Source organism: Acidovorax sp. 22279 (assembly GCF_052045435.1).
Lineage (GTDB): Bacteria > Pseudomonadota > Gammaproteobacteria > Burkholderiales > Burkholderiaceae_C > Acidovorax > Acidovorax delafieldii.
Genome location: NZ_JBQEOV010000024.1, coordinates 14150 through 41043, shown reverse-complemented (window position 1 = coordinate 41043; position 26894 = coordinate 14150). Strand labels below are relative to the sequence as shown.

Annotated in this window: 24 protein-coding genes and 1 tRNA gene; 16 read left to right on the top strand and 9 right to left on the bottom strand. The window is 67.3% G+C overall.

Going from position 1 to position 26894, the window contains the following annotated elements; genetic code table 11:
• The first annotated feature begins 76 nt into the window (after window positions 1-76).
• Window positions 77-553, top strand: a complete 477-nt coding sequence (locus ACTJKQ_RS23380) for a hypothetical protein (RefSeq protein ID WP_436075645.1) — start codon at window positions 77-79, stop codon at window positions 551-553.
• On the opposite strand, the gene ACTJKQ_RS23375 is transcribed toward ACTJKQ_RS23380, so the two are convergent.
• The 3 genes from ACTJKQ_RS23375 to pcp form a co-directional block, all read right to left on the bottom strand.
• Complete coding sequence (locus ACTJKQ_RS23375; RefSeq protein WP_440598240.1) at window positions 505-2202, bottom strand: diguanylate cyclase; 1698 nt, start codon at window positions 2200-2202, stop codon at window positions 505-507. The two genes, ACTJKQ_RS23380 and ACTJKQ_RS23375, sit on opposite strands and share 49 nt — an antisense overlap.
• The gene (locus ACTJKQ_RS23370; RefSeq protein ID WP_440598239.1) at window positions 2202-3191 is read right to left on the bottom strand and encodes a delta(1)-pyrroline-2-carboxylate reductase family protein; all 990 of its coding nucleotides are present in this window, start codon (window positions 3189-3191) and stop codon (window positions 2202-2204) included. The genes ACTJKQ_RS23375 and ACTJKQ_RS23370 overlap by 1 nt, the downstream gene beginning before the upstream one ends.
• Before the next feature lie 121 nt (window positions 3192-3312).
• A complete protein-coding gene (gene pcp / locus ACTJKQ_RS23365; RefSeq protein WP_099729462.1) occupies window positions 3313-3987 on the bottom strand; it encodes a pyroglutamyl-peptidase I in 675 nt (224 codons plus the stop codon).
• A gap of 112 nt (window positions 3988-4099) precedes the next feature.
• On the opposite strand from pcp, the gene ypfJ reads away from it, so the two are divergent.
• The 8 genes from ypfJ to ACTJKQ_RS23325 all read left to right on the top strand — a co-directional run bounded on the left by ypfJ (window position 4100) and on the right by ACTJKQ_RS23325 (window position 12569).
• Window positions 4100-4984, top strand: a complete 885-nt coding sequence (ypfJ, locus tag ACTJKQ_RS23360) for a KPN_02809 family neutral zinc metallopeptidase (protein WP_056747416.1) — start codon at window positions 4100-4102, stop codon at window positions 4982-4984.
• Window positions 4985-5018: 34 nt separating this feature from the next.
• On the top strand, window positions 5019-7208 hold the full coding sequence (locus tag ACTJKQ_RS23355) for a cyclic nucleotide-binding domain-containing protein (protein WP_440598238.1): 2190 nt from the start codon (window positions 5019-5021) through the stop codon (window positions 7206-7208).
• 124 nt (window positions 7209-7332) lie between these two features.
• Window positions 7333-7755, top strand: a complete 423-nt coding sequence (locus ACTJKQ_RS23350) for a group II truncated hemoglobin (RefSeq protein WP_440598237.1) — start codon at window positions 7333-7335, stop codon at window positions 7753-7755.
• Window positions 7756-7868: 113 nt separating this feature from the next.
• On the top strand, window positions 7869-8462 hold the full coding sequence (locus ACTJKQ_RS23345) for a LemA family protein (RefSeq protein ID WP_015012900.1): 594 nt from the start codon (window positions 7869-7871) through the stop codon (window positions 8460-8462).
• 19 nt (window positions 8463-8481) lie between these two features.
• Window positions 8482-9573, top strand: coding sequence for a M48 family metalloprotease (locus ACTJKQ_RS23340; protein ID WP_440598236.1), 1092 nt, complete (start codon window positions 8482-8484; stop codon window positions 9571-9573).
• A gap of 40 nt (window positions 9574-9613) precedes the next feature.
• The gene (locus tag ACTJKQ_RS23335) at window positions 9614-10087 is read left to right on the top strand and encodes a RidA family protein (RefSeq protein ID WP_440598235.1); all 474 of its coding nucleotides are present in this window, start codon (window positions 9614-9616) and stop codon (window positions 10085-10087) included.
• A 28-nt stretch (window positions 10088-10115) separates the two neighbouring features.
• Complete coding sequence (locus tag ACTJKQ_RS23330; protein ID WP_082753478.1) at window positions 10116-10382, top strand: DUF7661 family protein; 267 nt, start codon at window positions 10116-10118, stop codon at window positions 10380-10382.
• A gap of 120 nt (window positions 10383-10502) precedes the next feature.
• A complete protein-coding gene (locus tag ACTJKQ_RS23325) occupies window positions 10503-12569 on the top strand; it encodes a bifunctional 2',3'-cyclic-nucleotide 2'-phosphodiesterase/3'-nucleotidase (RefSeq protein WP_440598234.1) in 2067 nt (688 codons plus the stop codon).
• A gap of 139 nt (window positions 12570-12708) precedes the next feature.
• Here the strand turns inward: ACTJKQ_RS23325 and ACTJKQ_RS23320 are convergent, their stop codons facing one another.
• Entirely contained in the window at window positions 12709-13455 is a 747-nt protein-coding gene (locus ACTJKQ_RS23320; RefSeq protein ID WP_409557804.1) for a Smr/MutS family protein, read from the bottom strand.
• Window positions 13456-13640: 185 nt separating this feature from the next.
• Window positions 13641-14354, bottom strand: a complete 714-nt coding sequence (gene radC, locus ACTJKQ_RS23315) for a RadC family protein (protein ID WP_288853526.1) — start codon at window positions 14352-14354, stop codon at window positions 13641-13643.
• A gap of 88 nt (window positions 14355-14442) precedes the next feature.
• Between radC and ACTJKQ_RS23310 the strand changes: the two genes are divergently transcribed.
• Both ACTJKQ_RS23310 and ispH read left to right on the top strand, forming a co-directional pair.
• Window positions 14443-14907, top strand: a complete 465-nt coding sequence (locus tag ACTJKQ_RS23310; RefSeq protein WP_056060856.1) for an FKBP-type peptidyl-prolyl cis-trans isomerase — start codon at window positions 14443-14445, stop codon at window positions 14905-14907.
• Complete coding sequence (gene ispH, locus ACTJKQ_RS23305; RefSeq protein ID WP_440598233.1) at window positions 14907-15902, top strand: 4-hydroxy-3-methylbut-2-enyl diphosphate reductase; 996 nt, start codon at window positions 14907-14909, stop codon at window positions 15900-15902. The genes ACTJKQ_RS23310 and ispH overlap by 1 nt, the downstream gene beginning before the upstream one ends.
• Window positions 15903-16028: 126 nt before the next feature.
• On the opposite strand, the gene ACTJKQ_RS23300 is transcribed toward ispH, so the two are convergent.
• Complete coding sequence (locus ACTJKQ_RS23300; protein ID WP_440598232.1) at window positions 16029-16757, bottom strand: CBS domain-containing protein; 729 nt, start codon at window positions 16755-16757, stop codon at window positions 16029-16031.
• A gap of 168 nt (window positions 16758-16925) precedes the next feature.
• On the opposite strand from ACTJKQ_RS23300, the gene ACTJKQ_RS23295 reads away from it, so the two are divergent.
• From ACTJKQ_RS23295 to mnmH, 5 genes are all read left to right on the top strand, one after another.
• Window positions 16926-17864, top strand: coding sequence for a threonine/serine dehydratase (locus ACTJKQ_RS23295; RefSeq protein ID WP_440598231.1), 939 nt, complete (start codon window positions 16926-16928; stop codon window positions 17862-17864).
• A gap of 170 nt (window positions 17865-18034) precedes the next feature.
• Entirely contained in the window at window positions 18035-19351 is a 1317-nt protein-coding gene (gene serS / locus ACTJKQ_RS23290) for a serine--tRNA ligase (RefSeq protein WP_395455973.1), read from the top strand.
• A 33-nt stretch (window positions 19352-19384) separates the two neighbouring features.
• A tRNA-Ser gene (locus tag ACTJKQ_RS23285) sits at window positions 19385-19474 on the top strand.
• Between the two features lie 251 nt (window positions 19475-19725).
• Window positions 19726-20778, top strand: coding sequence for a selenide, water dikinase SelD (selD, locus tag ACTJKQ_RS23280; RefSeq protein ID WP_260666636.1), 1053 nt, complete (start codon window positions 19726-19728; stop codon window positions 20776-20778).
• Window positions 20778-21884 carry a tRNA 2-selenouridine(34) synthase MnmH gene (mnmH, locus tag ACTJKQ_RS23275; protein ID WP_440598230.1) on the top strand — a complete coding sequence of 369 codons (1107 nt, stop codon included), beginning with the start codon at window positions 20778-20780 and terminating at the stop codon, window positions 21882-21884. Before selD ends, mnmH begins: the two co-directional genes overlap by 1 nt.
• On the opposite strand, the gene ACTJKQ_RS23270 is transcribed toward mnmH, so the two are convergent.
• The 3 genes from ACTJKQ_RS23270 to ACTJKQ_RS23260 all read right to left on the bottom strand — a co-directional run bounded on the left by ACTJKQ_RS23270 (window position 21885) and on the right by ACTJKQ_RS23260 (window position 26840).
• Window positions 21885-24221 carry a CHASE2 domain-containing protein gene (locus ACTJKQ_RS23270; protein WP_440598229.1) on the bottom strand — a complete coding sequence of 779 codons (2337 nt, stop codon included), beginning with the start codon at window positions 24219-24221 and terminating at the stop codon, window positions 21885-21887.
• A gap of 103 nt (window positions 24222-24324) precedes the next feature.
• Window positions 24325-26013 carry a FecR domain-containing protein gene (locus tag ACTJKQ_RS23265; protein WP_440598228.1) on the bottom strand — a complete coding sequence of 563 codons (1689 nt, stop codon included), beginning with the start codon at window positions 26011-26013 and terminating at the stop codon, window positions 24325-24327.
• Window positions 26014-26141: 128 nt separating this feature from the next.
• Window positions 26142-26840, bottom strand: a complete 699-nt coding sequence (locus tag ACTJKQ_RS23260) for a response regulator transcription factor (RefSeq protein WP_056060880.1) — start codon at window positions 26838-26840, stop codon at window positions 26142-26144.
• Window positions 26841-26894: the final 54 nt, after the last annotated feature.

The following is a 26894-nucleotide window of genomic DNA, read 5'->3' as shown; positions in this document are numbered from 1 at the left end:
TGAAATGCAAGCATCGGTAAGTTTTCTAGCATTGGTGACACGCCTCCCGGGAGATGGAGGCTGATGGAGTTTCACCATGCTGATGTCCGCTGCCGCCTCAACCTTGTTCTTTGCGCCCATCCGCGCTCTGGCGCCAGCGCTGGCCGATCCCGCTCCAGCACCTGCGCCTTCTGTCATCCCGCCGCCTCGGCGCCCAGACGCTGCGCCGCATTCCGCCGACGCCGACTGCCAGGCACACCACACCTACTGGCCCTGTGAGTTGCTCAATGCCTTTGTGCTGCGCATGGCAGCTCACGGCCACTGCGTGAACATGTCGATGATGCTGGGCCACCGGCCCTATGCCCTGGAGCGATTGGCGTTGGCGGCTGGCGCTCCGGACGCTGGTCTGCAAGAGCTGTCGGCCCAGCTGCAGCCGTATTTTGAGGCGCCCGTGCTGCAAGCCGAAAGCCCGGAGCCACGGCCCGCAACACCGGGGGACGGCGCCACTATGGGCTCGGGCAGCCCTCACGCCTCCACGCAGACCCTGTTGCGTCCCTGGCCCTTGGCCTCGTAGAGCGCTGCATCGCCCCGACGCAGCATGGCGGCGCCGTTGTCGTCTGCGCTGCGCATGGTTGCGACACCTGCGCTGACGGTGATGGTGCCCACGACCGGGTTCTGTTGCTCTGCCATGGCGGTGACAAGGGCCTGCGCAATGGACTGGGCGCCCTCCAGGTCGGTGTCGGGCAGCAACGCCACGAACTCTTCTCCCCCCAGTCGCGCCACCACATCAGAGCCACGCAGGCGGGACTCCAGCGTGCGTGCCAGGCGCCGCAGGACCTCGTCTCCGGCTTCATGCCCGTAGGTGTCATTCACCCGCTTGAAGTGGTCCACGTCCACGGTGATCAGACTCAGCGGACGGCTGCTGCGCCGCGCCAGCGCCACCGCAAAGGCCATTTGTGTCTCGAAGCCGCGCCGGTTCAGCAACCCGGTGAGGGCGTCGGTGCGTGCCTGCAGGTCCAGCGCGCGGTTCGCGGCCTCCAGCTCCAGCGTGCGCAGGCGCACTTTTTCTTCCATCGCCTCGCGGGCGGCCAGCAGGCGGTGCGTCATGCGGCCCAGAGACTGAGACAGCTGTTGTACCTCGCGGCTGCTTTGCATGGTCGGAATGTCGCTGCCGGGGAGCCCGGCCTCCACCGCACTGGCCGCGTCGGCCAGTGCATACAGGTCCACGCTCAGGCGCCGGGCGGCCAGCCAGGCCAGGGCGGATGCCAGCAGCGCGGCCGTCAGGCCAATCACCAGTGCCAGTTGCACGGTGTTGTCTGCCTCCGCAAAAGCCAATTCCACAGGCTGGCGTGCCACGATGCGCCAGCCCAGATCGCTGGCCGCGTTGCGCGGCTGCAGCTGCGTGGCAGCGGTCAGGTAGCGCTTGCCATCCCTCCACCGCACCACGGTGGTCTGCGTGCGGTCGCCATCACGGTTGTTGTTGACACTGATGTCCTCGGGCAGTCGCTGCCCGGCAGACCGCATCACCTCGGTCTGTCCGCCAGGTGCAAAAATTAACTGGCCTTCGCGGTCAAAGATGAACAGTTCCAGCGCGCTTTCATCGGATGACGCAGGGGTCAGACTCTCCAGTACCTCGCGTGTCCACTGCCAGCTGCCGTGGATGCCCAGCACGCCCACCGTGGTGGGGCCGACGCGAATGGGCGCTGCAAAGTCCACAAACCGGTGTGGTTCGCCAGTGGCGGTGGGGGGCAGCAGGGACTCCAGCAGCTTGGCGGGGTGGACGTCGCCCACATGCACCCCTTCGAGTCCGTGTTGAAACCAGGGCCGCTGGGCCACGCTCTGGCCCACCAGCAGGCCGCGTGTGGCATTGCGCACCACGCCTTGCGCATCGGCAACACCGATCCAGATGTTGGTGGGCTGCATGGCCTGGCTGCGGGCCAGCATGTGCTGGGCCTCGGCGGAGTCGAGCCCCTTGGACCACACCACTTCGGCACTGGCCATCACCTCGGCCTCCAGGCTGCGCTGCATGAGGCCCAGGGCCAGAAGCTTGCCTGCGTTTTCGGCGACCACCTGCAAGGAACTGCCTGCATCGCGCTGAATGCGGTGCTTGAGCAACTCGCCAAACCCCAGCGACAGCAGTACTGACAGGGTCACGACCAGCGTGCCAAACACCAGCGCGATCTGCATGCGCAGGCTGTGGTCTGAAAAACGTGTGATGAGCATCATGCGGAAGGGTCTGCCCAGTGTGCCGTCGCGGCCGGTGCCGGGCTGGCGCGGCGCAGGGCCAGCCGGGCTGCTGCCAAGTCCCAGCCGGCCCAGCCGCAACTCTTGAACAGCACCGGGCCCGAACGCCGCTCGGGGGCTGCGGCACCGAGGCTCCGGACCATCTCACCCAGCGTCGGCAGCGCCGCCACATCCAGGCCTGCCTGCAGCAGGTCGCCCGCCTCATGGAGTGCATCGCTGGTGTCCACCAGGATGCGTCCGTGCCGCGCCACATGCTGGCAAAGGGCTGGGGCCAGCTCTGCCATGGCGGGCGTGAAAGCGCCCACGGCTGCCAAAAATGCGTCGGGCCGGGGCGGGGCGCTCAGCACCCGTGCGCTGGCCGTGGTGCAGGTCGCTATCAGCGGGCAGTGGGGCACGGCGGCATCGGCATCGGCCACCACCCGCACGTGGGCGCCCAGGCCGCGCACCTGCGCTGCCAGGGCCTGGGCGCTGGCGCTGCTGCGCGAGGCAATCCACACCTCGCGCACGCCCAGGCCGTGGATGAATGCCTCGGCATGTGCCAGGCCCTGCACCCCTGCGCCGACGATGAGCAAAGGGCCCTGCGGCACCTGCGCCAGATGCCGGGCGGCCAGCAGAGAGACCGCGGCGGTACGCCGTGCGGTGACAGTGGGCCCGTCCAGCACCAGCCGACGCTCGCCCGTGGCGATGTCAAACACCACCACATCGCCCTGGATCGACGGGCGTCCTGTGCCCGCGTTGCCCGGGGTGAAGGTGATGAGCTTGGTCATGGCCACCGATTGATCCGTGGCGGGCATCACAAACAAGCTGCCGCCTTGCGCCAGCGGCAGCACGGCGCGTTGCGGCACCACGACTGTGGGGTCTTTGAGCAAGGCCGCTATTTCATCAGCCAGATCGGACCAGGGCAACCGCGCAGCGGTGGCTGCTGCATCCAGCACGCCCGAGGGGGCTGAAGAGGGGGCAAAAAGCATAGGCGGACTGTACACAGCATGCCGCTCTCGTGGGAGCGGAGAAGCCCTCACCTGTGCAGTGCCCAAGGTCACCCAGCGTGTGCTTGGCGCGGGTTCAGGTTCGCCATGGCTGCCATGCCCATCAATGCGTGGCCCCCGCCTGCAGCGCGATGTCCTGCGGCGTCAGCACCGCAGCCCACAGGGCAGCATGCATGCCGCGCACCATGTCGCGAAGGGGCAGATGGGGGTCCCCCTGGCCACTGAGCCAGGGCACATGCACAAAACCGCCCCGTGCGCCCTCTGGGCCTATGCCTTGTGCCAGCAGATGCATGAGGCCGTACAGCACATGGTTGCAGACAAAGGTGCCAGCGGTTTGCGACACCTCGCAGGGCACGCCTGCGCGTTGCACGGCGCGCAGCATGGCCTTGATGGGCAGGCTGGCGAAGTAGGCGGCAGGTCCGCCGGGCTGCACCGGGGTGTCTATGGGCTGTGCGCCACCGTTGTCTGGAATGCGCGCATCGTTGATGTTGATGCCGATGCGCTCGATGGACAGCGCTGCCCGACCACCTGCCAGGCCCAGGCACAGCGTGACGGTGGGCCGGTGTTCTAGCAAAAGCGACTGCAGCCGCTGCAACGACTGCCCGAACACCGTGGGCAATTGCGCGGCCACCACCTGGTGTCCTGCGATGCGCTGCCCGTGCAGCGCTTGCGCAATGAGCCAGCTGGGGTTGTGCGCGCCACCACCAAACGGATCAAAACCGGTCAGAAGAATGGTGGGCCCGGCATGGGGCGCGCCATGGTGTGCGGCAGATGTCATGAAAGGCAGGCAAAAGCGGGGTGGAACACATCGTAAATCGTCCGCGCCAGGGCGGCCCCGCGCGTAACATGCAGGCTTGGCCGCCCCATCTGGAGGGCGCTGGAGAGACGCAATGAAATGGGAAGGCAATCGCGAGTCCGACAACGTGGAAGACCGCCGTGACGAGGGCGGCGGCGGTGGATCGCCGGTGTTTGGTGGGCGCAGCATCGGCATTGGCACCATCGTGATCGCGCTGGTGGGGGGGTGGGTGCTGGGCATCAACCCTTTGACCATCCTGGGGCTGCTCAGCGGCGGCGGTCCGGCGCCCCAGGTGCAGACGCAACCCCATGCCCCGGCCCACCGCCCACCGGCTGATGACACCATGGCACGGTTTGTGTCCACGGTGCTTGCCGACACGGAGGACGTGTGGGGCGAGGTGTTCCGCCAGGGCGGCGGGCGCTACCAGGACCCGCGGCTGGTGTTGTTCCGGGGCGCTACGCCCACCGCATGTGGTACGGGGCAGGCAGCCATGGGGCCGTTCTATTGCCCCGCTGACCAGAAGGTCTACATCGACCTGGGGTTTTACGAGACTCTCAAGACCCGGCTGGGTGCCCCGGGCGACTTTGCCCAGGCCTACGTGATTGCCCATGAGGTGGGCCACCACGTGCAGAACCAGCTGGGCATCAGCGCCAAGGTGGACCAGATGCGGGGCCGTGTGAGCAAGGTGGAATACAACGCGCTGTCGGTGCGGCTGGAGTTGCAGGCCGACTGCTTTGCGGGGGTGTGGGCCCACCACGCCCAGAAGTCCCGCCAGATCCTGGAGCAGGGCGACGTGGAAGAAGCCATGAACGCCGCCGCCAAGATTGGTGACGATGCGCTGCAGCGGGCCAATGGCGGCGCGGTGGTGCCCGAGAGCTTCACGCATGGCACGAGCGCCCAGCGGCAGCGCTGGTTCAACAGCGGCCTGCAAAGTGGCAGTGTCAAGACCTGCGACACCTTTGCGGCGCGCAGCCTGTAGGCGCGCAATGCCCGGGGATTATTAGACCTTCTCCATGCCGCCGACCGCACCCGTGACTGCCTCGCTGCATCGCCGTGCCGGGCCTTCGGCGGGGGCTGAGGTTGGGCCGTCGGCGCCGCAGCCCTCGGGCGCAGCGGCGGCGTGGTCTGCGGCAGCGGTCACCGTACCCCACGCCGTGGGGCTGGGGCTGCTGGCATTTGCGCCGCTGGCGGGCGAACATTCGCTGGCCGCGCTGGCTTTGTGGTCGGCTGCATTGCCCGGCCTGCTGCTGACCCTGGCGACACCCCGTGCCGGGGTGGTATATGCACCGACCACGGTGGTGGCCCTGCTGTTTGCCGCCGTGCTGGCGACTGCCCACGGTGCGGCCCCCAGCCTGGGCCTGAGCGCGCGCCAGGTGCTGGCGGTCAGCGGTGCCACGGTGGCTTTGGCCTTTGTGTTTCAGTGGCTGCTGGGGGTGTTGCGGCTTGCGTCGGTGGCGCGGTTTCTTCCTATCTCGGTCACCCACGGGTTTGCAGCCGGTGTGGGCTTGTCGATGGTGGTGGGACAGGTGCGCAATGGCTTTGGTGCGGGTGCCGATGCGCTGTGGGACGCACGCACCGGCTGGCACCTGCTGGCTGCGCTGGCCGTGGTGGCGCTGGCCTGGGGGCTGCGCCAGCGCTGGCCCCGCATGCCAGGGCTGCTGTCGGCCGTGGCCCTGGTGGCACTGGCCGTGGCGCTGGCGGGGGTATGGGGTGTGGGGCTGGGCAGTGTGTTTGTGCCGGCCGTGCCGCCCAGCGTGTTTGCCTGGCCCATGCTGCCCGACTGGACGGGCATCCCCTGGATGGCCCTGGCCCGGCAGCAGGGCTCCGCTCTGGTGGTGCTGGCGGTGCTGATGGCGCTGGTCAACAGCCTGGAAATTCTGGTATTTAACCAGGAGCTGGAGCTGGACCATGGCCTGCGTGGCAATGCCAACCTGGCGCTGCGCCGCGAGAGTTTGCTGGGTGCGCTGTGTGGGCTGATGGGCATGATTCCCGCGTCCACCAGCGCGTCGCGTTCGCGCATTGTGCTGGCGCAGGCGGGGGCCTCGCGCGATGCCCCGCGCTGGCACGCCGCCATCATGCTGGGTGTGGCGGTCACCGGGGCGTGGTGGCTGCACTGGGTGCCCATGGCCTGTCTTGCCGGGGGGCTGGTGCTGGCGGGGCTGATGCAGGTGCCGGGCCTCATGTGGTCGCTGGGCTATGCCCGCCGGTCCCGGGTGACCTGGGCGCAAAGCTGGCTGGTGGCGCTGGTGTTTGCCGTGATGGGGGGCGTGGGGGCGCTGGTGGCTGGCCTGGTGGTGGCCACGTTTGTGCTGCTGCACGACTCTGCCGCCACGGTGCTGCGCCATGTGCGTCTGGATGGCGAGCTGCGCTCGCGGCGCTTGCGCCGTGCCGGGTCGGACAGCTGGCTGACGCCGCGCATGAATCAGGTGGCGGTGTTTGAACTGCAAGGTGTGATGTCTTTTGGCGTGGCTGCCCACCTGGCCGAGCAGGTGCGCATGCTGCTGCTGCCGCGCCATCTCTGGGTCATTCTGGACGCGGGCCGCGTGCCCGCGTGGGACAGCACGGCAATGGCCCAACTGCGGGCGCTGGTGCGTGACCTGGACCAGCAGGGTATCGCCGCGGCCGTGGCAGCCCTGGACCCCATGGCCGCCGAGCATGCGGGGGAGCATGTGCGCGCTTTTGCCGACCTGGACCGGGCGCTGGAATGGGCCGAGGTGGGTATCCTGTCGCAGCGGCCCATCGAGCAACGCCCTGTGCACCCCGAGCGCGATGTGCTGGGCGAGGTGGGCGAGGGCGTGCCCAAGGCCGCTGCCGAGGCCTTGCAGGCGCTGCTGGTGTCCCAGGCCGTCCCGCCCCATGGCGTGGTGTTCCATGCGGGGGATACGGACCATGACCTCCTCGTGGTCAAGTCCGGCCACATCACGCTGGTCACCCAGTGGCCGCCCGACAAGGGCTTGCGCCTGGCCACCGTCGGTCCGGGCATGGCGTTTGGCGAAATGGCCTTCCTCAATGGTGCGGCACGCAGTGCCTGCGCGGGCGCCGAACGTGGCCCGGCGCATCTGGTGCGTTTGTCGCGCGCACATTTTGATGCCTGGGCAAGGCAGTACCCCGAGGCGGCCCTCACGGTGATGAACAATCTGGCCCAGATCGGCGCCCGGCGCTTGGCGGTGACCACGCGGCAGCTGCGGGCGGTGCTGGAGTAGCAGGGCAGGGCATCTGGTGTCGGAGTGCGGCTGTCCCAAGGTCCCACAAGGCGAATGAAAGGCCCTTGATTTCTATAATCAAAGGCTTCCCGACACCGTCTGGCAACCTCTCCTTGCCAACCCCATGGAATCCACCCCCTCGTCCTCCGCCGCAGATGCCCCCGTGGCCACCACCCCTTTTGAATGGATCGGCGGCGAAGAACGCGTGCGCGCCTTGACCGAGCGCTTCTATGACCTAATGGACCTGGAGCGCGGCTACACCGAGCTGCGTGCCGCCCATGGCAGCGACCTCGGCCAGGCGCGGCAAAAGCTGTTCATGTTTCTGTGCGGATGGCTGGGTGGGCCGTCGTACTACACCGACCAGTTTGGCCACCCGCGCCTGCGCGCGCGCCACATGCCGTTTGCCATCGGCATCAAGGAGCGCGACCAATGGGTGGCCTGCATGGACCAGGCCATGGGCGAGACCGGCGTGCCCTCCGACCTGCGCGTGCGGCTGAAGGAAAGCTTCATGGGCACGGCGGACTGGATGCGCAACAAAGGGGTGTAGCCCGCCCGCGAGGTGGTGCCCGTTTGCGCCGTTGAATGGCGCCCTGGTATGTTTCCTGGGGCCGCCTTCACAGGCTCTAAGATGCTTCCTCCAACAAATACAGGAGGTGGGTTATGTCGGCAACTGCATGGGTCGTGGTCGTTGTGCTGGTCGCTGTGGGGTTGTGGGCTGTGGCGGTCTACAACCGGCTGGTGCAGTTGCGCAACCGCATTGCCAACGCGTTTGGCCAGATCGATGTGCAGCTCAAGCGCCGGTATGACCTGATTCCCAATCTGGTGGAGGTGGCACGTGGTTATCTCGCGCACGAGGCCGCCACGCTGGAGGCCGTCATCAAGGCCCGCAGCCAGGCGCAGGGCGCGGCTGCAGCGGTGCGTGCCGCACCGCAAAGCGCCAGCGCCATGGGCGCGCTGGCAGCGGCAGAGGGCGTACTCGGCGGCAGCCTGGGCCGCCTGATGGTGGTGGCCGAGAGCTACCCTGAACTCAAGGCCGACGCCACCATGCAGTCGCTGTCCGAAGAAATCACCAGCACCGAAAACCGCCTGGGCTTTGCGCGCCAGGCCTACAACGACCAGGCGCTGGAGTTCAACGATGCGGCGGCGCAGTTCCCGGACCTCATCGTCGCGCGCCTGCTGGGTTTTGCGCCCGCGCCCATGCTGGCGTCCACGCAGTCCGACGAAGAGCGCGCCGCGCCCCGGGTGAAGTTCTGACCCTTCCATTGCCGCATCCATGAAGTTCTGGGATCACCAGCACAACGCGCGCAGCGAGACGCGTCGCCTGCTGCTGGGTTTTGCCTTCGCTGTGGTCGTTCTGGTGGCGGCCGTGCATGCGGCCCTGGCGCTGGCCTGGTGGCTGATGGTGGCGGTGCTGCCCGTGCACTTGCCCTTCCCACAAGGTTTTCTGGCCGCCAATGTGGGGGTCTCGCTGATGCTGGTGCTGGGCGGCTGGTGGGTGGAGACGTCCAACTTGCGCGCAGGCGGTATCAAGCTGGCGCAGCGCGTGGGCGCGCGCGAGTTGCGCCCGTCGCTGTCGCACGCCGAGCAGCGGCTGTCCAACATCGTGGACGAGCTGTGCATTGCAGCGCACATGCCACGCCCGCAGGTCATGGTCATGCCGCGCACCGATGCCATCAACGCGTTCGCTGCCGGGTGGGACGAGAGCGATGCCGTCATTGCCGTGACGCAGGGCGCCCTGGACTACCTCACCCGCGAAGAGATGCAGGGCATGGTGGCGCACGAGTTGAGCCATCTGCACGAGGGCGACACGCGTCTGAAGATGCGCCTGGCGGGGATGGTGTTCGGGCTGGAGCTGGTCTACAACTTTGGCGACACGATGCGCGAGCGCCGGGGCCTGGCCTGGTGGTTCGGTTCGGCCATCATGGTGGCGGGCTTTGCGGGCTGGCTCACCGGCCGCCTGCTCAAGGCCGCCGTATCGCGACAGCGCGAATACCTGGCCGATGCACGCGCGGTGCAATGGACCCGCAGCCGCGATGGCTTGGGTGGTGTGCTGCGCAAGGTCATGGCCCAGCGCCGCGACACCCCGGCCGGGTATGCCGAGAACCCCGTCCACACCGGCCTGGCCCACCCGGCCGTGCAGCACATGCTGCTGGTGGACGTACCCGCCCCCAGCCGTATGGAGCGCTGGCTGGACACCCACCCCACGCTCGACGACCGCGTGCAGCGCGTGTATGGCCGCCGCATGCAGCCCTTGCCCGCCGTGCCCGTGCCGGCAGGGCATGAATCGGCGCGGCGTGACGAGGGCGGGGCGGCCGGCACCGTGTCGATCGCCTCGCTGGTAGACCCTTTTGCGCGCTTCATGTAGCCCGCAGCGAAGACTGCAGTTTTTCAGAAGACCCATGTTCATGTCACGCGATGCGAGATTTGAGGAACAGGCCCAGGCACTGGGCTACCGCTTTGATGGCGAGATCAAGATTGGTGGCAACTACGTCCCGCTGGTGCGTGACGGCCACCACATCTACCTGAGCGGGCAGATCCCGCGCGTGGGCGACACGGTGGTCGTCACGGGCGCGGCGGGGGCCGATGCCTCGCTGGCCGATGCGCAAAACGCTGCCAAGGTCTGCGCGATGCGGGCGCTGGCGCTGCTGCAGCGCGCCTTGGGTTCGCTGGATGCCGTTCAGTCCATCCTGCGCATTACCGTGTATGTGCAGTCGGCGCCCACCTTCACGCAGCAAAGTGAGGTGGCCGATGGCTCGTCGGAGGTGCTGTTTGCCGTACTGGGAGATGCCGGCGCCCACACCCGCACGTCGGTCGGAGTGCTGCAGCTACCCAAGAACGCAACGGTGGAGGTGGACTTGATCGCCTCGGTGCGAACCTGACGACTCCCCCGCGTCTGGACAACATCCTATGACCGCCGCTGAACCATTCCCCACACCTGCTCAACAGCCAGAAGCCCATGGGTACCCGCGCTTCAATGTGTTCGGCCGCATCGTCGAAGTGCGCCGCGAAGGCGCGCTATGGCAGGCCTACCGCGTGGGCGCTGACGGCAAGCGCACGCCCTCGGGCTTTGTGATCCCCGACTTTGTCGAAGAGCATGAGCTCGTGCAGTTTCTGGAAGACCTGTTTCACGAGAGTGCATCGCCCCACAACGGCGACGTGCACCGCATCGATTGAGCCGCTACGAGGCCCGCAGACTGCCGCGTGCGGCGAGGGTGTTGCATCGACGTTGCCACGTCACACCGCTGTCAAACCCGGCCCAGACACTCGGTCCCTTGTTTCCAACAGGGACTGTTCATGTCTGAACGCATTCTGGGTTTTCTGATTTCTCCTTCGCAGGTTTCACGCCGTGTCGCCGCACTGGGTGTGGTAGCACTTGCTGCGTCGCTGGCCGCCTGTGGCGGCAGTAGCGACAACGCCAGCAGCAACGCGGGCGCCACAGCCACGCTGGCTGTGCTGGAGACCACCGACCTGCACTTCAATGTGCGCAGCTACGACTACTTCAAGCTGGCTGAAGACAAAAGCTACGGCTTTGAGCGCACCGCCACGCTGGTGCGCGCTGCCCGCAAGGAGTTTGCCAACACGCTGCTGGTGGACAACGGCGACACCATTCAGGGCACTGCGCTGGCCGACTACGAGGCCACCGTCAGCCCCATCCCTTGCACGCAGCAGCTGTCCATGTACAAGGCCATGGGCGCGCTGGGCTTTGATGCGGGCACGCTGGGCAACCACGAGTTCAACTACGGCTTGCCCTTCCTGAACCAGGTGCTGGGCGGTGGGCTGGATGTGGACGGCGTGGACGCCACCAAGAAATGCGCGGGCGCGGGCTACCCCGCCGTGCTGGCCAACGTGTACAGCAACAAGACCAAGAAGCCGCTGGTGCAGCCTTACACGTTGCTGGAACGCACGCTGGTGGCCAAGGGCACCGATGGCAAGGAAGTGAAGCTGCCGATCAAAATTGGTGTGATCGGCTTCACCACCCCTGGCATCATGAACTGGGACAAGCGCTACCTGGAAGGCAAGGTCTACACGGAAGGCGCCGTGGAATCCGCCAACAAGTACGTGCCCGAGCTGCGCGCCAAGGGCGCCGACATCGTGGTGGCGCTGTTGCACGGCGGGCTCGATAGTGCCGCCTACTCGGCCACCATGGAGAACCCGGGCTTGTACCTGTCCAAGGTGGCGGGCATTGATGCCATGGTGATGGGCCACCAGCACGGCGTGTTCCCCGACACCGCAGCCACCCCCAGCTTCAACCTGCCGGGCGTGGACCACAAGGCGGGCACGGTGAACGGTGTGCCCGCGGTCATGGCCAGCTCGTGGGGCAAGGCCCTGGGCGTGGTGCAGCTGGCGCTGCAGTGGGACGGCAGCAAGTGGATGGTCAACAAGTCCGCCAGCAAGAGCGAGCTGCGCAACATCCAGAGCAAGAATGCCGCTGGCGCCACGGTGACTGTGGATGCAGACCCCGCCATCGCCCCGCTGATAGAGACCCAGCACCAAGCTGCGATCCAGTATGTGAAGACACCGATCGGCCAGACTGACTTCCGCATGAGCACGCTGTTTGCTGATGTGGGTGACCCCGGCGCGATCCAGATCGTGAACCAGGCACAGCAGGCCTATGTGGCGGCTTACATCAAGGCCAGCCTGCCGCAGTACGCTGCGTTGCCCGTGCTGTCGGTGAGCGCACCGTTCAAGAGCGGCTTCCAGGGCGGGGCCGACTACACCGACGTGGCCGTGGGTCCGCTGGCCATCAACAACGCAGCCGACCTGTACCTCTACCCGAACACGGTGTACGCGGTGAAGGTGAACGGCGCGGACATCAAGAACTGGCTCGAAGCCGCTGCCAAGCGCTTCAACCAGATCGACCCGGCCAAGACGGGTGAGCAGCAGCTCATCAGCAGCTTTCCTGGGTACAACTTCGACATGTTCACCACGGCAGACATGCAGTACGAGATCGACGTGACCCAGCCCGTGGGCAGCCGCATCAAGAACCTGACGTATCTGGGCAAGCCCATCGATGTGGCGCAGGAGTTCGTGATAGCCACCAACAACTACCGCGCGACCAGCGGCAAGAGCTTCATCGACAAGCTCGACGGCTCAGGCACCATCTGGGCCTCGCCCGACGCCAACCGCGATGTGGTCATCGACTACATCCGCAAGAACCCGGCAGTGACCCGCGCGGCCAACGGCGCTGCCAAGAGCTGGCGCTTTGCCAAGGCCACGGTGGCGGGTCCGGTGGTGTTCAGCTCGGGCGCCAATGCCCTCAGCGTGGCGCAGGCGGCCGGGCTGGGCAATGTGTCGCTGCTGGCGGCCGATGACGGCTCGGGCAAGGGCACGTCAAAGTACGGCGTGGACCTGTCCAAGTAGTCGTCCCTCTCCTGTTACGGAGGCCGTGGCGGTGCATGCGTTCGCAGCACCGCTACGGAGCAGCCTGCTGTAGGGTGCTGAAATGCTCTACTTTCGATAGCTGCAAACGCATATGGATGTAGCGCTTGCAGCTATTTTTTCATGAATTTTTGCGTAGAACGGGTTGCAGCAGCACCACGAGCGCCCCTGCGCCCCCATCCATGGGCCGCGCCTGTACGAAGGCCAGCACCTCGTTCTTCTGCACCAGCCAGCGTTGCACGCGGCCTTTGAGCACGGGGCTTTTGCCGGGCGAGCCCAACCCCTTGCCATGCACCACGCGCACGCAGCGCAGGCCCGTCTTGTGGGCATGACGGATGAAGTCGCCCAGCGCTTCGCGCGCCTCGTCCACGCGCAGGCCATGCAGGTCCAGCTGGCGCTGGATGCTCCAGTGGCCAGAGCGCAGGCGGCGCGTCACTTCCACACCAATGCCTGGGCGGCGAAAGCTCAACTGGTCGTCGGTGTCGAGCAGGGTGCTCACATCGAAGTCGTCGCTGATGGATTCAAGCAGCACCCGTTCCTCGTCCAGCCAGTGCTGCACCGGCAGCGGCGGCGGCTGGTGGCGGCGCAGACGCGCCACATTCGGGTTGCGCAGTGGGGTGACGGGGCCCACGCTGCGGCTGAAGAGGTGGCGCTCGGCCTCGGCCCGGGCGGCGGCTTCGCGCCGGGCTTTGTCTTCGGCCTCGCGCCGCTCTTGGTCCTCGCGCAGGCGGCGGGCGACGGTGGCCAGGTCCTGCAGTTGGGTGATGCGTTCGCCCGCGCGGCGCGGGGCCGGGGGGGCGCGGCGGCGGGGTGGTGCGGGGTTGTCTGCGGCCGCGGGCGCGGCGGGGGCGTGGCGTAGCGGGCGCATGGCTGCCTTGGCCGCCGCTTTTTTGTCGGCCAGCCCTGCGCGCCGGGTGGACCGGGGCGCGGTGGGGGCCGGTGCGGGAGCGGTGGTTTCCATCGGCGCGGCTTTACCGGGAGCAGCGCACGCAGCACGTGTCAGCGCCGCTTGTAGGGCCGTGGGCGGCGGGGTTGGCGCGGGGGCTGGGGCGGTCACATCAGACCCTTTTCTGCCATCGATAGCGCCTGGCCCGGCGCCACGATCACATGGTCGAGCACGCGCACATCCACCAGGGCCAGCGTGGTCTTCAGGCTCTGGGTCAGCGCCTCGTCGGCGCGGCTGGGTTGTACGCTGCCGCTCGGGTGGTTGTGGGCCAGCACCACGGCGGCCGCCTGGTGGTGCAGGGCGCGCAGCACCACTTCGCGCGGGTACACGCTGGTCTGCGTGAGCGTGCCGCGAAACAGCTCCTCCAGCGCCAGCAGGCGGTTTTGCGCATCGAGGAACAGCACCGCAAACACCTCGTGCCCCTTGGCGGCCAGGTGCAGCTGCAGGTAGTGCTTGACGGTGTCGGGCGAGTCAAACACCTCGCGTTCGCGCAGTTGCTGGGCCAGGGCGCGGCGCGCCAGCTCCAGCACGGCCACCAGTTCGGCACGTTTGGCCGGGCCCAGGCCCTTGATGCGCTCCAGGTCGGCCGCGCTGGTGTGCAACAGCCCGGCAATGCCGCCAAAGCCGCCGGTGACGGCGCCCGTGTCCGGGTCAATGCCGGGCGGGTCCAGCAGCTCCTGCGCCATCTGCAGGACGCCCTTGCCCACGATGCCTGTGCGCAGCAGGATGGCCAGCAGCTCGGCATCGGCCAGGGCGGCGGGGCCGCGTGCCAGCAGTTTTTCGCGGGGCTGGGCGTCGGCGGGCAGGTCTTTGATGGCCATGGAAGAGGAGGTGGAACGCGCCAGCAGCGGTGGCTGCGGTAGGGGTTTGCCCGGTTTTCTACAATCGCGGCAGTTTATCGGGACTCTCATGACCTCTATTTCCACCTCCCTTCCCACTGTTCAGCCGGGCTCCTTCCTCACGCTGCACTACCGCCTGGCCGGCCCGGCGGGGGATGTGATCAACACTTTTACCGACAAACCCGCCACCCTGTCGCTGGGCACGGGCGAGCTGTCGCCCGCCATGGAGCAGCGCCTGCTGGGCCTGGCCGAGGGCACGCGCACCACCTTCGAGCTGCCCGCGGGCGAGGCCTTTGGCGAGCGCAACCCCGACATGCAGCAGTGGGTGGCGCGCAAGCTGATGAACGAGCTGGGTGACCCCGACGAAAAATACAACGTGGGCGACGTGGTGCAGTTCCCCACGCCCGACGGCCAGGGCAGCTACGCCGGGGCCGTAATGCAGGTGCGTGACGACGGCGCCGTGCTGTTCGACTTCAACCACCCGCTGGCGGGCCAGCCCGTGACTTTCGAAGTGCAGCTGATCGGGATCCTGTGATGCTGGCGCCGAAAGAAATCCTGCTGGCCGAGCCGCGTGGCTTTTGCGCCGGTGTGGACCGCGCCATCGAGATCGTGGAGCGCGCCATCCAGAAGTTTGGCGCCCCCATCTATGTGCGCCACGAAATCGTGCACAACACCTACGTGGTGAACGACCTCAAGGCCAAGGGCGCGATCTTCATCGAAGAGCTGTCGGACGTGCCACCCGGCGCCACGCTGGTCTTCAGCGCCCACGGCGTGAGCAAGGCCGTGCAGCAAGAGGCCGAGGCGCGTGGCTTCAGCATTTTTGACGCCACCTGCCCGCTGGTGACCAAGGTGCACGTTGAAGTGGCCAAGCTCGCCAAAGAGGGCTACGAGTTCATCATGATCGGCCACAAGGGCCACCCCGAGGTGGAGGGCACCATGGGCCAGCTGGACCACGGCATCCACCTGGTGGAAGATGTGGAAGACGTGGCGCGCGTGCAGCCTGCGCAGACCGAAAAGCTGGCCGTGGTCACACAGACCACGCTCTCGGTGGACGATGCGGCCGAAATCTCTGCCGCCGTGCGTGCGCGCTTCCCCAGTGTGCGCGAGCCCAAGCAGCAGGACATCTGCTACGCCACGCAAAACCGGCAGGACGCCGTCAAGGTGCTGAGCCCTCAGGTGGATGTGGTGATCGTGGTGGGCAGCCCCACCAGCTCCAACAGCAACCGCCTGCGCGAGTTGGCGGCCAAGCTGGGCACCACCGCCTACATGGTGGACAGTGCTGACGAGCTGCAGGGCGAGTGGTTCAAGGGCCGTTCGCGCGTGGGGCTCACGGCGGGCGCATCGGCGCCTGAAATTCTGGTGCAGCAGGTCATCGACCGCATCAAGGCGCTGGGCGCTGTGTCGGTCCGCAACATGGCGGGCATCGAGGAAACCATCAAGTTCCCGCTGCCCAAGGGGCTCAAGATCGACGCGGCCACGGGGCTGGAGATTCGTGAGCGCACGCCAGAGACAGGTCCATCGGCCCACTGACGGCGGCGTGAAGGGCCGCCGGTGATCGTGCAAGGGCGCCAACAGGCGCCCTTTTTTACTCCTGAATTGATAGCGGCAGGCGCATATTTTTCTGGCGCCAGCGGCCATTTTTATCCAAATATCCCCTTACAAGGGCACGGCGGGCCCGCTCCACAGGTCCAGTGGCGGGTCGGCTGCCACGGCGCGCAGGATGTCGGTGCGCGAGATAAAGCCCGACAGCACGCCCGCCTCGTCCGTCACCGGCAGCCCGGGCAGGCCAGTGTCCAGCAGCACGGCAGCCACGCGGCGCAGCTCGGTGTCGGGGGACACCGTGGGCACCGGGCTCACCATCACCTCGGCCACCGGGCGGCGGGCCAGGTCAATGGCCTGTTTGACGGCGCCGGGCTCGGGCAGCAGGTCCAGTGGCGCCATGTCGGCCCTCAGCAGCAGTCCGATCACACGGCCCAGCACATCGACGACGGGCGCCTGTGCCACTTTGTGCTCGGCCAGGGTCTGCCAGGCATCGTTCACACGCACGTCGGGCGCCACGCTCACGCCGCCGGTGGTCATCACATCGCTCACCTTGGTCAACGGCTGGCGGGTGCTGGCCTGGGGGCCTTGCTCTGTCTGTGCGTAGGCGCTCACGGCGTCGTGCATGCGCAGGTTGACGATGGCTGGAGGTGCAGCAGCGTTGGTGTCGGCCGCAGTGGGGCGGGGCGGGGCCGCGAAGACAGGCCCTGGCTGGCCATCTTGCGCGTCCATGGCCCGCGTGCGCAGGGCCTGCGGGCGCTGCACGCTGCGCACCGCAGAGATACGTGCCAGGTTTTCGGGGCCGCCCCGGTACATCTGGCCTGACGGGCCGAACACAAAGAACATGGTTTTTCTCCTGCGCGCAGGCCGGCCGGCGCGGTGGGGTGGGGACTGCTCTGCCCATGTTATCGGCAGTTGTGCGGCGCGCGTGCAGTCAGCGTTGTGTCTGCATGTTGCGGGCAGCCCCTACACTGCCCCCTTCTTTTGACATCACCTGCCATTCGGAGTCCCTGCATGATCGACCGCGCCGCCATTGCCGCTGCCCGCCGCCAACTGGCCACCCAGCCCGACTTTCTGCGCACCACGCCGCTGATGCGCCTGTCCGGCAAGTCCTTGGGCGTGGACTGTGCCGAGGTCTGGCTCAAGCTGGAGCATTTGCAGGTGGGCGGCAGCTTCAAGGCGCGGGGCATGTTGTACCGCCTGCTGGCCAACCCGGTGCCCGAGAGCGGCGTGATCATTGCCTCCGGCGGCAACGCCGGCATTGCCGTGGCGGCGGCCGCCCAGGCCCTGGGGGTGCGCTGCGAGGTCTTTGTGCCCGAGGTCTCGCCCGAGGCCAAACGTGCCCGCCTGCGCGCGCTGGGGGCCGAGGTGGTTGTCACTGGCGCCGCATATTCCGAAGCGTTTGAAGCCTGCGTGGCCCGCCAGAAGGCCACGGGTGCGCTGCAGGCCCATGCCTACGACCAGCCCGAAGTGGTATCGGGTGCGGGCACGCTGGCGCTGGAGATGGAAGAGCAGGGTGGCCGCCTGCCCGACTCGGTGCTGGTCAGCGTGGGTGGTGGCGGCCTCATTGGCGGTGTGGCCGCGTGGGTGGAGAGTCGCGCCCATGTGGTGGCACTGGAGCCCGAACGCGCGCCCACGCTGTACGCCGCGCGGGCTGCTGGCCAGCCGGTGGATGTGGAGGTGGGCGGCGTGGCTGCCGACTCGTTGGGCGCGAAGCGCATCGGCGCCATTGGCTGGGAGGTGAGCCAGCGCCATGTGCACGATGCACTGCTGCTGCCCGACGATGCCATCCGCGCTGCCCAGTTGTGGCTGTGGAAGGAGTTGAAACTGGCTGTGGAACCCGCCGCCGCGTTGGGCCTGGCCGCACTGCAAACCGGCGCCTACAAGCCCCAGCCACAAGAAGCGGTGGCCCTGATTCTCTGCGGCGCCAACTTTGATCCGGCAAATCTATAGCCCCCTGAGCCGCTGCGCGTCTTCCCCCTCAAGGGGGACGCCCTCTGCGCGGTGGGGCGGCCCTTGCGCGGGGGCCCTGCTCTGGTGCGTGCCAGTTGCCAGGGCTCTGCACGACAGCTGTGCCGTTGCTCTGAACTTGGCTTTTCTGCCAGCCCTCTAAAATCGACCCCATGCTTGACATTCTTCTCCTCCGCAAAGACCTCGACACCGCCATCGCGCGGCTGGAAACCCGCAAAAAGCCCCAGGCCTTCCTGGACGTCTCCGCTTTCCAGGCCCTGGAGTCCGAGCGCAAGACGCTGCAGACCCGCACCGAAGAGCTGCAGGCCCAGCGCAACCAGCTGTCCAAGCAGGTCGGCATGCTGATGAGCCGGGGTGACAAGGACGGCGCCGAAGCCGTCAAGGCCCAGGTGGCCGCAGGCAAGGTGGAGCTGGAGCAATCCGCCGCGCGCCTGGAGCAGATCCAATCCGAACTGTTGGCCATGCTGGTGGCCGTGCCCAACTTGCCGCACGAGTCCGTGCCGGTGGGCAGCGACGAAGCTGGCAACGTGGAAGTGCGCCGCTGGGGCGCGCCTGCCAAATTTGATTTCGAGGTGAAAGACCATGTCGATGTCGGCACGCCCCTGGGCCTCGATTTCGACATGGGCGTCAAGCTCTCAGGTTCGCGCTTCACCGTGATGAAGGGCCCCATCGCCCGCCTGCACCGCGCATTGAGCCAGTTCATGCTGGATGTGCAGACGCAAGAGCACGGCTACACCGAGTGCTACGTGCCCTATGCCGTGAACGCCGACTCGCTCAAGGGCACAGGCCAGTTGCCCAAGTTCGAAGGCGACCTGTTCGCTGCCAAGAAGGGCGGCCAAGATGGCGAGCCCGTGCCCGACAACGCGGCCCTCTACCTCATCCCCACCAGCGAAGTGCCGCTGACCAACTTTGTGCGCGACGTGGTGGTGGCCGAGTCCGATCTGCCCATCAAGCTCACGGCCCACACGCCATGCTTCCGCTCCGAAGCCGGCAGCTACGGCCGTGACACGCGCGGCATGATCCGCCAGCACCAGTTCGACAAGGTCGAGATGGTGCAGATCGTGCACCCCGACAAGAGCTACGAAGCGCTGGAGGAAATGACCCGCCACGCAGAAGCCGTGCTGCAAAAGCTGGGCCTGCCCTACCGCGTGATGAGCCTGTGCACCGGCGACATGGGCTTTGGCGCCGCCAAGACCTACGACCTGGAAGTGTGGCTGCCCGCGCAGAACACCTACCGCGAGATCAGCTCGGTGAGCAACTGCGAAGCCTTCCAGGCCCGCCGCCTGCAAGCCCGCTTCAAGAATGCCCAAGGCAAGAACGAGCTGCTGCACACCCTGAACGGCTCGGGCCTGGCCGTGGGCCGCACGCTGGTGGCAGTGCTCGAAAACTACCAGCAAGCCGACGGCAGCGTGACGGTGCCCGAGGTGCTGCGCCCCTACCTTGGCGGCACCGCTGTGCTCAAGCCCTGAAAATCTGGCTATAATCGAAGGCTTCGACACACAGGAGAGGTGGCAGAGTGGTCGAATGTACCTGACTCGAAATCAGGCGTAGTGGCAACACTACCGTGGGTTCGAATCCCACCCTCTCCGCCAGCATCAAGGCCCTGTAGCTATCTAATCAATAGCACGGGGCCTTTTTCTTTGGGTCCGTTAGAACAATTCAGGCAGCTCGCTGGCCCGCTTCGCATGCTTCAGGTGAAGCGGCTCGCAGATTCGCCATGGTGTTCGTATCGCTGTGCGGGCGTAGGAGGGGTAAGGTATTCGTTGCAATGCATGGCCGCGTTCCGCGCAGCGCCAGAATACGGGTAGCGCGCCCCGCGCCTGATGCCACGAAAGAACCTCGCATGCTTCCTGAGACCCTGACGACATCCCCCATCCGCCTGACCCAGTACAGCCACGGCGCAGGCTGTGGCTGCAAGATCAGCCCCAAGGTGCTGGACGTGATCCTGGCGGGCAGTGGGGCGCAGCACCTGGACCCCCGGCTCTGGGTGGGCAACACCTCGCGGGACGATGCGGCGGTGTATGCCCTGGATGCCGAGCGCGGCGTGGTATCCACCACCGATTTCTTCATGCCCATCGTGGATGACCCGTACGACTTCGGGCGCATTGCTGCCACCAATGCGATCAGCGACATCTACGCAATGGGTGCCGATCCGCTGATGGCCATCGCCATCCTGGGGTGGCCGGTGAATGTGCTGTCGCCCGAGGTGGCGCGTGAGGTGGTGCGCGGGGGGCGTGCAGTGTGCGACGCAGCAGGCATTCCCCTGGCAGGCGGTCACTCCATCGATGCGCCGGAGCCCATTTTCGGTCTGGCGGTGACGGGCATCGTCGAAAAGCGCCATCTCAAACGCAACGACACGGCCACGGCGGGTTGCCGCCTGTATCTGACCAAGCCCCTTGGGATCGGCATTCTGACCACCGCAGAGAAAAAGGCCAAGTTGCGCGCCCAGGATGTGGGGGTGGCGCGCGACCTGATGTGCACGCTCAACCGGCCAGGGAGCCGATTCGGCCGGCTGGCAGGCGTGGCAGCCATGACGGATGTGACCGGCTTCGGCCTGTTGGGGCATCTGGTCGAAATGGCGGAGGGCAGTGGCTTGAGCGCTGTGATTGACTACGCGGCAGTGCCCCGCCTGGAGGGAGTGGACTACTACATGGACCAGGGCTGTGTGCCAGGAGGCACGCTGCGCAACTTTGACAGCTACGGCGCGAAGATTGCGCCCCTGACCGAGGTGCAAAAGCACCTGCTGTGCGACCCTCAGACCAGCGGGGGGCTGCTGGTGGCCGTGAGTCCGGAGGGCGAGGCCGAGTTCCTGCAGGCGGCTGCGGAACTGGGCCTGGCGCTGCAGCCCATCGGCCAGCTCACCCCGCGACAGGCCTTTGCCGTCGAGTTGCGCTGATGCCCGACAACCTGACGGACTACCGGCACATCTTCCTGAACGATGTGCCCATGATGGATGTGCGCGCGCCGGTGGAGTTTGGGCAGGGCGCGTTTCCTGGGGTTGCCAACCTTCCCCTGATGGACGATGGCGAGCGCCAGCAGGTGGGCACCTGCTACAAGCACAAGGGCCAGGAGGCCGCGATTGCGCTGGGGCACCAGCTGGTGTCTGGCAGCATCAAGCGCCAGCGCGTTAAGGCGTGGGCGCAGTTTGCGCAGGCGCACCCACAGGGCGTGCTGTATTGCTTTCGTGGCGGGCTGCGCTCGCAGATCGTGCAGCAATGGTTGCTGAACGAAGCGGGCATGGACTACCCCCGGGTGGTGGGGGGCTACAAGGCCATGCGGGGTTTCCTCATCGGCACCACGCAGGCTGCGGCGGCGGAGTGTGGGTTTGTGGTGCTCAGTGGCCTGACCGGCACCGGCAAGACCGAGGTGATTGCGCAACTGGCCAACGGCTTGGACCTGGAAGGCCATGCCAACCACCGTGGCTCCAGTTTTGGCCAGCGCGTGAGCGGCCAGCCGACGCAGATCGATTTTGAGAACCGGCTGGCCATCGACGTGCTGAAGAAGCGAGCACGGGGCCATGCGACTTTTGTGCTGGAGGACGAGGGTCGCCATGTGGGCAGCTGCTCAGTGCCCCTGGAGCTGCGGCAGCGGCTGGAGCAGGTGCCCGTCGTCTGCCTGGAGGACGCTTTCGATGCCCGTGTAGAGCGCATCTTGGGCGACTACGTGTGGCAGCAGTGCGCAGATTTTGTGGCCGTCCATGGCGAGGTGGCGGGTACCGACCTGTTTGCAGCGCGGTTGCTCGATAGCTTGGGCAAACTCGCCAAGCGCCTTGGGGGCGACCGCTACCAGGCGCTTCGTGGGTCGATGCAGGCAGCGCTGGTACAGCAACGCAATCAGGGTGACCTGTCTCTGCACCGCGGCTGGATTGCTGCACTCATGCGCGACTATTACGACCCGATGTATGCCTACCAGCGGCAAAGCCGGGCTGATCGCATCGTTTTCCAGGGCGACCACCGGGCGGTGCTCGATTTTCTGCAGTCGCAGTCAGCCCCTCGCCGCTAGCTATTGCTCGTCGTCGTCCGGCGGCGCATCCAACCGCTGCGGCAGCACCAGCCGGAACTCGGCCCCCCGCCCTACGTCGCTGTCCACCTCCAGCGCCCCGCCGTGGCGCAGCACGACGGTCTGCACCAGTGCCAGGCCCAGGCCGACCCCTGCTATGGCCGGGTGGCTGTGGTCGTGCAACCGCTGGTAGGGCGTGAACAGACGGCCTTGCTGCTCGGGGGCAATGCCCGGGCCCTGGTCCCGTACCGACACCACCCAGTGCGTACCTCGCGCCACGATGGCGCATTGCACCGTGCCGCCATCGGGGCTGAACTTGATGGCGTTGTGGATCACGTTGGTCAGCGCGCGGGACAGCAGGGCGCGGTCGCCCAGGCAGGGCGCAGTGTCTGGGGTGGACACCGTGCGCACGTCCACGTTGCGGTCACGGGCCAGGGTCCAGAGGTCGTCGGTGGTTTCGGATAGCAGGGCGGCCAGGTCCAGCGGCGCCATGCGGTATTCCTGCGTCTGCGCGCTGGCCAGTTGCACAAAACTTTCGGCCATGCCCAGCGAAGCCTGTGCATAACGTTCGATGCGCTCCAGCAACTCGTGGTCCGACAGGCGGCCGGGGTAGGCACGCTGCATCTCCAGCAGCGTCAGGATGGACGCGTTGGGCGCGCGGATGTCGTGCGAGATGAAGTGCATCGCCTGGTCGCGTTGCTGCAGCGCACGGCGCATCTCGGTCAGGTCCACCAGGGTCAGCAGCCAGCCTGCATTGGCCAAGTTGGTGAAAGGCTTGCACTGCACCAGTAGGCTGCGGCCCCGGGCGTCGGTGCCCTCGGTCTGTTCTGGCAAGGCAGCATGTTGCAAGGCTGCCTGGGTAACGATCGGCTCTCGAGTCCCTGTCTGCACCAGATCGGCCAGCAGGTCCACCACGGACAGGCCCTGCAAGGAGGGCTGGGCGGGCCCCCCCAGGTGTTGGCGGGCCGCCTGGTTGGCCAGCAGGATTTCACCGTCGGGGGCGCAGACGATGGTGGGTGAGGGCAACTGCTGCAGGCTCTCGCTCACGAACTGGTGCAGGTCACGCAGCTGGCGGGATGCGCGCTCCACGGCGTTGATGCGGCGCTCCAGAAAGTCGGCGGAGTCTCCGGGCCGTCTGCGCAACCGCATGGCCAGGCCTTGGCGCTGCAGGTTCTCCATCTCCAGCCGCAGAAAGTGCGCAGCCGCGCTCAGGCGCCGCCAGCTCCAGAGCGGGTAGGCCAGCGCCAGGCCCAGCAAGGCGGCGGCCGGAGCGAACTGCAGACCTGCCCACCAGGGCAGGGCCATGCTCAGCAGCAAGGTGGCCAGGGCCAGCCCGGCGCTGGTCAGCAAGGCGGCCAGGGGGCCGATGAGCAGCAAGGCCACCAGCGCACAGGCCACAGGCACCAGGTTGAAGGCGATGTTCAAGGCCTGCGGTGCGCGCACGATGTGTTCGCCGGCCAGGCGGGCATCCAGCACATGGGCAACCACCTCCACGCCCGGCATCAGGCGCGACTGCTGGCTGACGGGCGTAGCAAACATGTCGCCCAGCCCCGAGGCTGCAGCGCCGACCAGCACGTACTTGCCCTCCAGTGCTCCGGCTGGCACCTGGCCACGCAGCACATCAATGTAGGAGTAGGTGGTGAAGGGCGATGGCCCCGCGGCGTAGGCGATGAGCGTGGGGTCATTGCGTTGCCAGGGGCTGGTGTCCGATGCGCTGGCAGGCGAGGGCGCGCAGGCGGCCACAGATTGACGGTCTGCCACGCACTGCAGCGCCATGCTGAAGTGGTGCCAGGGGGCGGCTGCCGGACCTTCCTGCAGGTACAGGCTGCGCACCACGCCATCGCTGTCGGGCGCCACATGCACATGGCCCAGGCCTGCGGCAGCCTCGGCAAAGGCGGGCCAGGGCAGGTCGGTCTGGTTGCTGACCGGGCCATAGCCGCGTCGCAGCACGGGCAGCACCACACGGGCGCTGCGCCGGATGGCGTCGGTGAGCAGCACGTCGTCCTCGGGATAGTCCAGGTCGGCTTCGTTGAATAGCACGTCCATGCCGATGGCACGGGGGTTCTGGGCGGTCAAGCGCGAGATCAGCTCGGCATGCAGCGCCCGGCGCCAGGGCCAGCGGCCGATGGCGGCAATGCTGGCGTCGTCGATGGCCACGATCACAACGTCGGGGTGTGCGGGCCGCGAGACCAGTCGCATGCCTGCATCCTGCACCAGGTGGTTGACGCGGCTCAGGCTATCCGCGGTGCTGAGCCAGGCCACCAGCGCCATCAGCGCGCAGGCCAGCAGCGCCCATTCCAGACGGCGTCGGCGGCGGCGCAGGTGGGCGATGGTCAGCATGAAAGGGGTGGTGGGATGCGGGGCGTCTGCTCAGCGCATGCCAGGGACGCTGCGCGCGCTGGTGCGACCCGCAGGGCTGGGCTGGACGGGCTCCATGCCCCGCTCAAGGGCGCCCCACGGGCGTGCCGCTGCTGGTGGACACCGGCAAACCCGCACCGGTGCGGATGCCAGTGCCCACGCGGATCTTGCGCGGGGGGGAGAAATCGCTCTCCAGCCCGCTGGCATCCAGCACCTGGATGCGCACCAGGTACTCGCCGGCAGCGAGGTTGCTGGCCGTCCAGGTTGGGGCGTCGAGCACGGTGTCCTCTGCGACCTTGGCAAAGTCCAGATCGGTAGCCACAGTGCGCTGCAGCCGGAAGCGCTGGCCCGCCTGGGCAGGCCAGTGCAGGCGCACGGTCGGGTCTCCGTCCTCCGCCTGCAGAGCTTGCAGGGACAAGGCGGTCGGCCGGTCGGCCACTGTGAAAGGCTGTGGCGGTGCAAACGGCCCCTGGTCTGCTTGCCCGTCGGGCAGCGCCAGCAGGCTGGCGATGCGCCAGAAGTAGCTGCCTGCGGGCAGCGCCCCCATGGGCAGGCGGCATTCGGTCAGGCGCTGCTCGTCGCGCAGGGGCTGGGTGAACTGGGCGTCGGCGGCCACCTGCACGCGGTACCAGCGCACGCCGGGGACTTCCGTGCAGCGCAGCTCGGCCGCGCCACTGGGTACGACGGCGCCGGGCGCAGGGTGCTGGTACAGCGGTGCGACCGGGCGTGTTTTGACGGTGAACGGCTGCACGGCGGGCAGGCCCGCGATGCCTGCATCGTCCAGCGCCCGAACGGCCAGGTAGTAGCGCCCATCGTCCAGCGCCTTCCAGCGCAGGCGGCCGTCGGGGAAGCTGCCATGGCGCAGCACCTGGGTGAACGCCGGGTCCTGCGCCACCTGCGCCACATACCGGGTGGCCCCGGAGGCCATGGGCAGGTCGAAGGCCAGCAGTCCCGCATCGCCCAGTGTGGTGGGCATGCCGGAGGTATCGGGGGCGGGCAGCAAAGGGCGGGGGGCGCCCACCGTGCCATCCGTGGCCACTGCCAGACCCTGGCCCGGAGCCAGCAGCGCGGTCGGCGCCTTGAGTGCAGCGCCGGGCTCGCTGTCAGTGTCACGCCGCGATTGCACCGCGACCGAGCCATGCTCTACCGACGCCGTGGTCTGGCCCGAATCGGCCAGTGCCACGCTGAACTGCGTGCCCCGCACGCTGGTCACCGCCAGCGGTGTGCGGATCTCCATGCGGCGCAGGGGCTCGGCGCTGGGGGGCACGGTCGATTCCACGCCGCCCTTGTGCATCTCCAGCACTGACTGCACGCTGCCTGCGCGCCCCCGCCGACGCAGCTGGCGCAGCTGTAGCTCGGACTGCGCCTGTACCCGCACCACGGTGCCATCGGCCAGCTGCACTGCCACGAACGACTCGGGGCCGACCTTCAGCTCGGTGCCCTCTTCCAGCTTGCTGCCGGTCGCAATGGGGGCGGGCGTGCCGCTGCCCCGCGTCTGCGCCGTGACCTCGCCCTGCACAAACTGTACGGTGGCCGATTCGCTGGGCTGCAGCTGCACGGGGATGAAGATCAACGAGCCTGGCTGCAGACGCTTGGGGTCGACCACCTTGTTGCGTGCTTGCAGCAACGGCCACTGGCGCGGGTTGGCGAGGTAGCTGCGGGCCAGTCCTTCCAGGGTGTCGCCCTCTTTCACGGCGTGGGCAATTTCATCGCCTTGTTGGGGGGCTGCCGGGGCAGCGACCGGCTGGGCCGAGAAGGCGGTGGTTGCTGCCACGCACAACAGGGCTGCAGCACTTGAGTGCATGCGAAATGGCAGAGGGGTGATCAAGTCATGTCTCCTTCATGGGGCACGGAACGGGCAGGCTTGCTGGTGGCAGAGCCCGCCGGACTCTGTCGCGGCCTTCAGCCTTTGTGCTGGGCTTCGACGGCTTCAAAACGGTAGCCCACGCCATACACCGCTGTCACGATGAAACCGTTGGCGGGGCGCAGGTCGAGCAGGGTGCGCAGGCGCGAGATGTGGGTGTCCAGCGAGCGCGACATCACATCGGCCACCTGGCCCCAGACGACTTCCTTGAGGTGGTCGCGCGACAGCAGCCGCCCCATGTTCTGGAAGAGGAACAGGGCGAGGTCGTATTCGCGGTTCTTCAGCTCCACCGCCACTCCGTCCATTTCGATGGACCGGGTTTCGGGCAGGAAGCGGTAGCGGCCAAACTCCATCACGCCGCCGGTGTTGTCGGGGTAGGCGCGGCGCAGCAGGGCGGCCACGCGGGCATTGAGTTCGCCGATGCGCACGGGCTTGACCATGAAGTCATCCGCCCCACTGCCCAGGCCTTCCACAATATCGCGCTCCTCCTGGCGGTGCGTGACGAACAGGATGGGCACGCGGGCCGCAACGTTCTGGCGCACCCAGCGCACCACCTCGGGCCCGGTGGTGTCGGGCAGGTGCCAGTCCACGATCAGCAGATCAAAGGTTTCGCGGCGCAGCGTACGCATCAGCTCCGCACCGGTCAGGTGGGTATGGCACACATGGCCCATCGCCTCCGTGGCCTGCTTGATCAGATCCAGCTGAAGCGCATCGTCGTCCAAAGCGGCTATGCGCATGGTTCTCCCCATCCAAAATCGAACTGCGGATTATTGGCCATAACTACCACGGCG

Bases quoted from the DNA above. Each gene is read 5' to 3' on its own strand.
- ACTJKQ_RS23270 (WP_440598229.1), bottom strand. From the start codon at position 24,221: ATGCTGACCATCGCCCACCTGCGCCGCCGCCGACGCCGTCTGGAATGG.
- radC (WP_288853526.1), bottom strand. From the start codon at position 14,354: ATGGCCATCAAAGACCTGCCCGCCGACGCCCAGCCCCGCGAAAAACTG.
- selD (WP_260666636.1), top strand. From the start codon at position 19,726: ATGCTTCCTGAGACCCTGACGACATCCCCCATCCGCCTGACCCAGTAC.
- ACTJKQ_RS23320 (WP_409557804.1), bottom strand. From the start codon at position 13,455: ATGCGCCCGCTACGCCACGCCCCCGCCGCGCCCGCGGCCGCAGACAAC.
- serS (WP_395455973.1), top strand. From the start codon at position 18,035: ATGCTTGACATTCTTCTCCTCCGCAAAGACCTCGACACCGCCATCGCG.
- ACTJKQ_RS23325 (WP_440598234.1), top strand. From the start codon at position 10,503: ATGTCTGAACGCATTCTGGGTTTTCTGATTTCTCCTTCGCAGGTTTCA.
- ACTJKQ_RS23330 (WP_082753478.1), top strand. From the start codon at position 10,116: ATGACCGCCGCTGAACCATTCCCCACACCTGCTCAACAGCCAGAAGCC.
- mnmH (WP_440598230.1), top strand. From the start codon at position 20,778: ATGCCCGACAACCTGACGGACTACCGGCACATCTTCCTGAACGATGTG.
- ypfJ (WP_056747416.1), top strand. From the start codon at position 4,100: ATGAAATGGGAAGGCAATCGCGAGTCCGACAACGTGGAAGACCGCCGT.
- ACTJKQ_RS23375 (WP_440598240.1), bottom strand. From the start codon at position 2,202: ATGCTCATCACACGTTTTTCAGACCACAGCCTGCGCATGCAGATCGCG.
- ACTJKQ_RS23295 (WP_440598231.1), top strand. From the start codon at position 16,926: ATGATCGACCGCGCCGCCATTGCCGCTGCCCGCCGCCAACTGGCCACC.
- pcp (WP_099729462.1), bottom strand. From the start codon at position 3,987: ATGACATCTGCCGCACACCATGGCGCGCCCCATGCCGGGCCCACCATT.
- ACTJKQ_RS23340 (WP_440598236.1), top strand. From the start codon at position 8,482: ATGAAGTTCTGGGATCACCAGCACAACGCGCGCAGCGAGACGCGTCGC.
- ACTJKQ_RS23345 (WP_015012900.1), top strand. From the start codon at position 7,869: ATGTCGGCAACTGCATGGGTCGTGGTCGTTGTGCTGGTCGCTGTGGGG.
- ispH (WP_440598233.1), top strand. From the start codon at position 14,907: ATGCTGGCGCCGAAAGAAATCCTGCTGGCCGAGCCGCGTGGCTTTTGC.
- ACTJKQ_RS23350 (WP_440598237.1), top strand. From the start codon at position 7,333: ATGGAATCCACCCCCTCGTCCTCCGCCGCAGATGCCCCCGTGGCCACC.
- ACTJKQ_RS23300 (WP_440598232.1), bottom strand. From the start codon at position 16,757: ATGTTCTTTGTGTTCGGCCCGTCAGGCCAGATGTACCGGGGCGGCCCC.
- ACTJKQ_RS23370 (WP_440598239.1), bottom strand. From the start codon at position 3,191: ATGCTTTTTGCCCCCTCTTCAGCCCCCTCGGGCGTGCTGGATGCAGCA.
- ACTJKQ_RS23355 (WP_440598238.1), top strand. From the start codon at position 5,019: ATGCCGCCGACCGCACCCGTGACTGCCTCGCTGCATCGCCGTGCCGGG.
- ACTJKQ_RS23380 (WP_436075645.1), top strand. From the start codon at position 77: ATGCTGATGTCCGCTGCCGCCTCAACCTTGTTCTTTGCGCCCATCCGC.
- ACTJKQ_RS23260 (WP_056060880.1), bottom strand. From the start codon at position 26,840: ATGCGCATAGCCGCTTTGGACGACGATGCGCTTCAGCTGGATCTGATC.
- ACTJKQ_RS23310 (WP_056060856.1), top strand. From the start codon at position 14,443: ATGACCTCTATTTCCACCTCCCTTCCCACTGTTCAGCCGGGCTCCTTC.
- ACTJKQ_RS23335 (WP_440598235.1), top strand. From the start codon at position 9,614: ATGTCACGCGATGCGAGATTTGAGGAACAGGCCCAGGCACTGGGCTAC.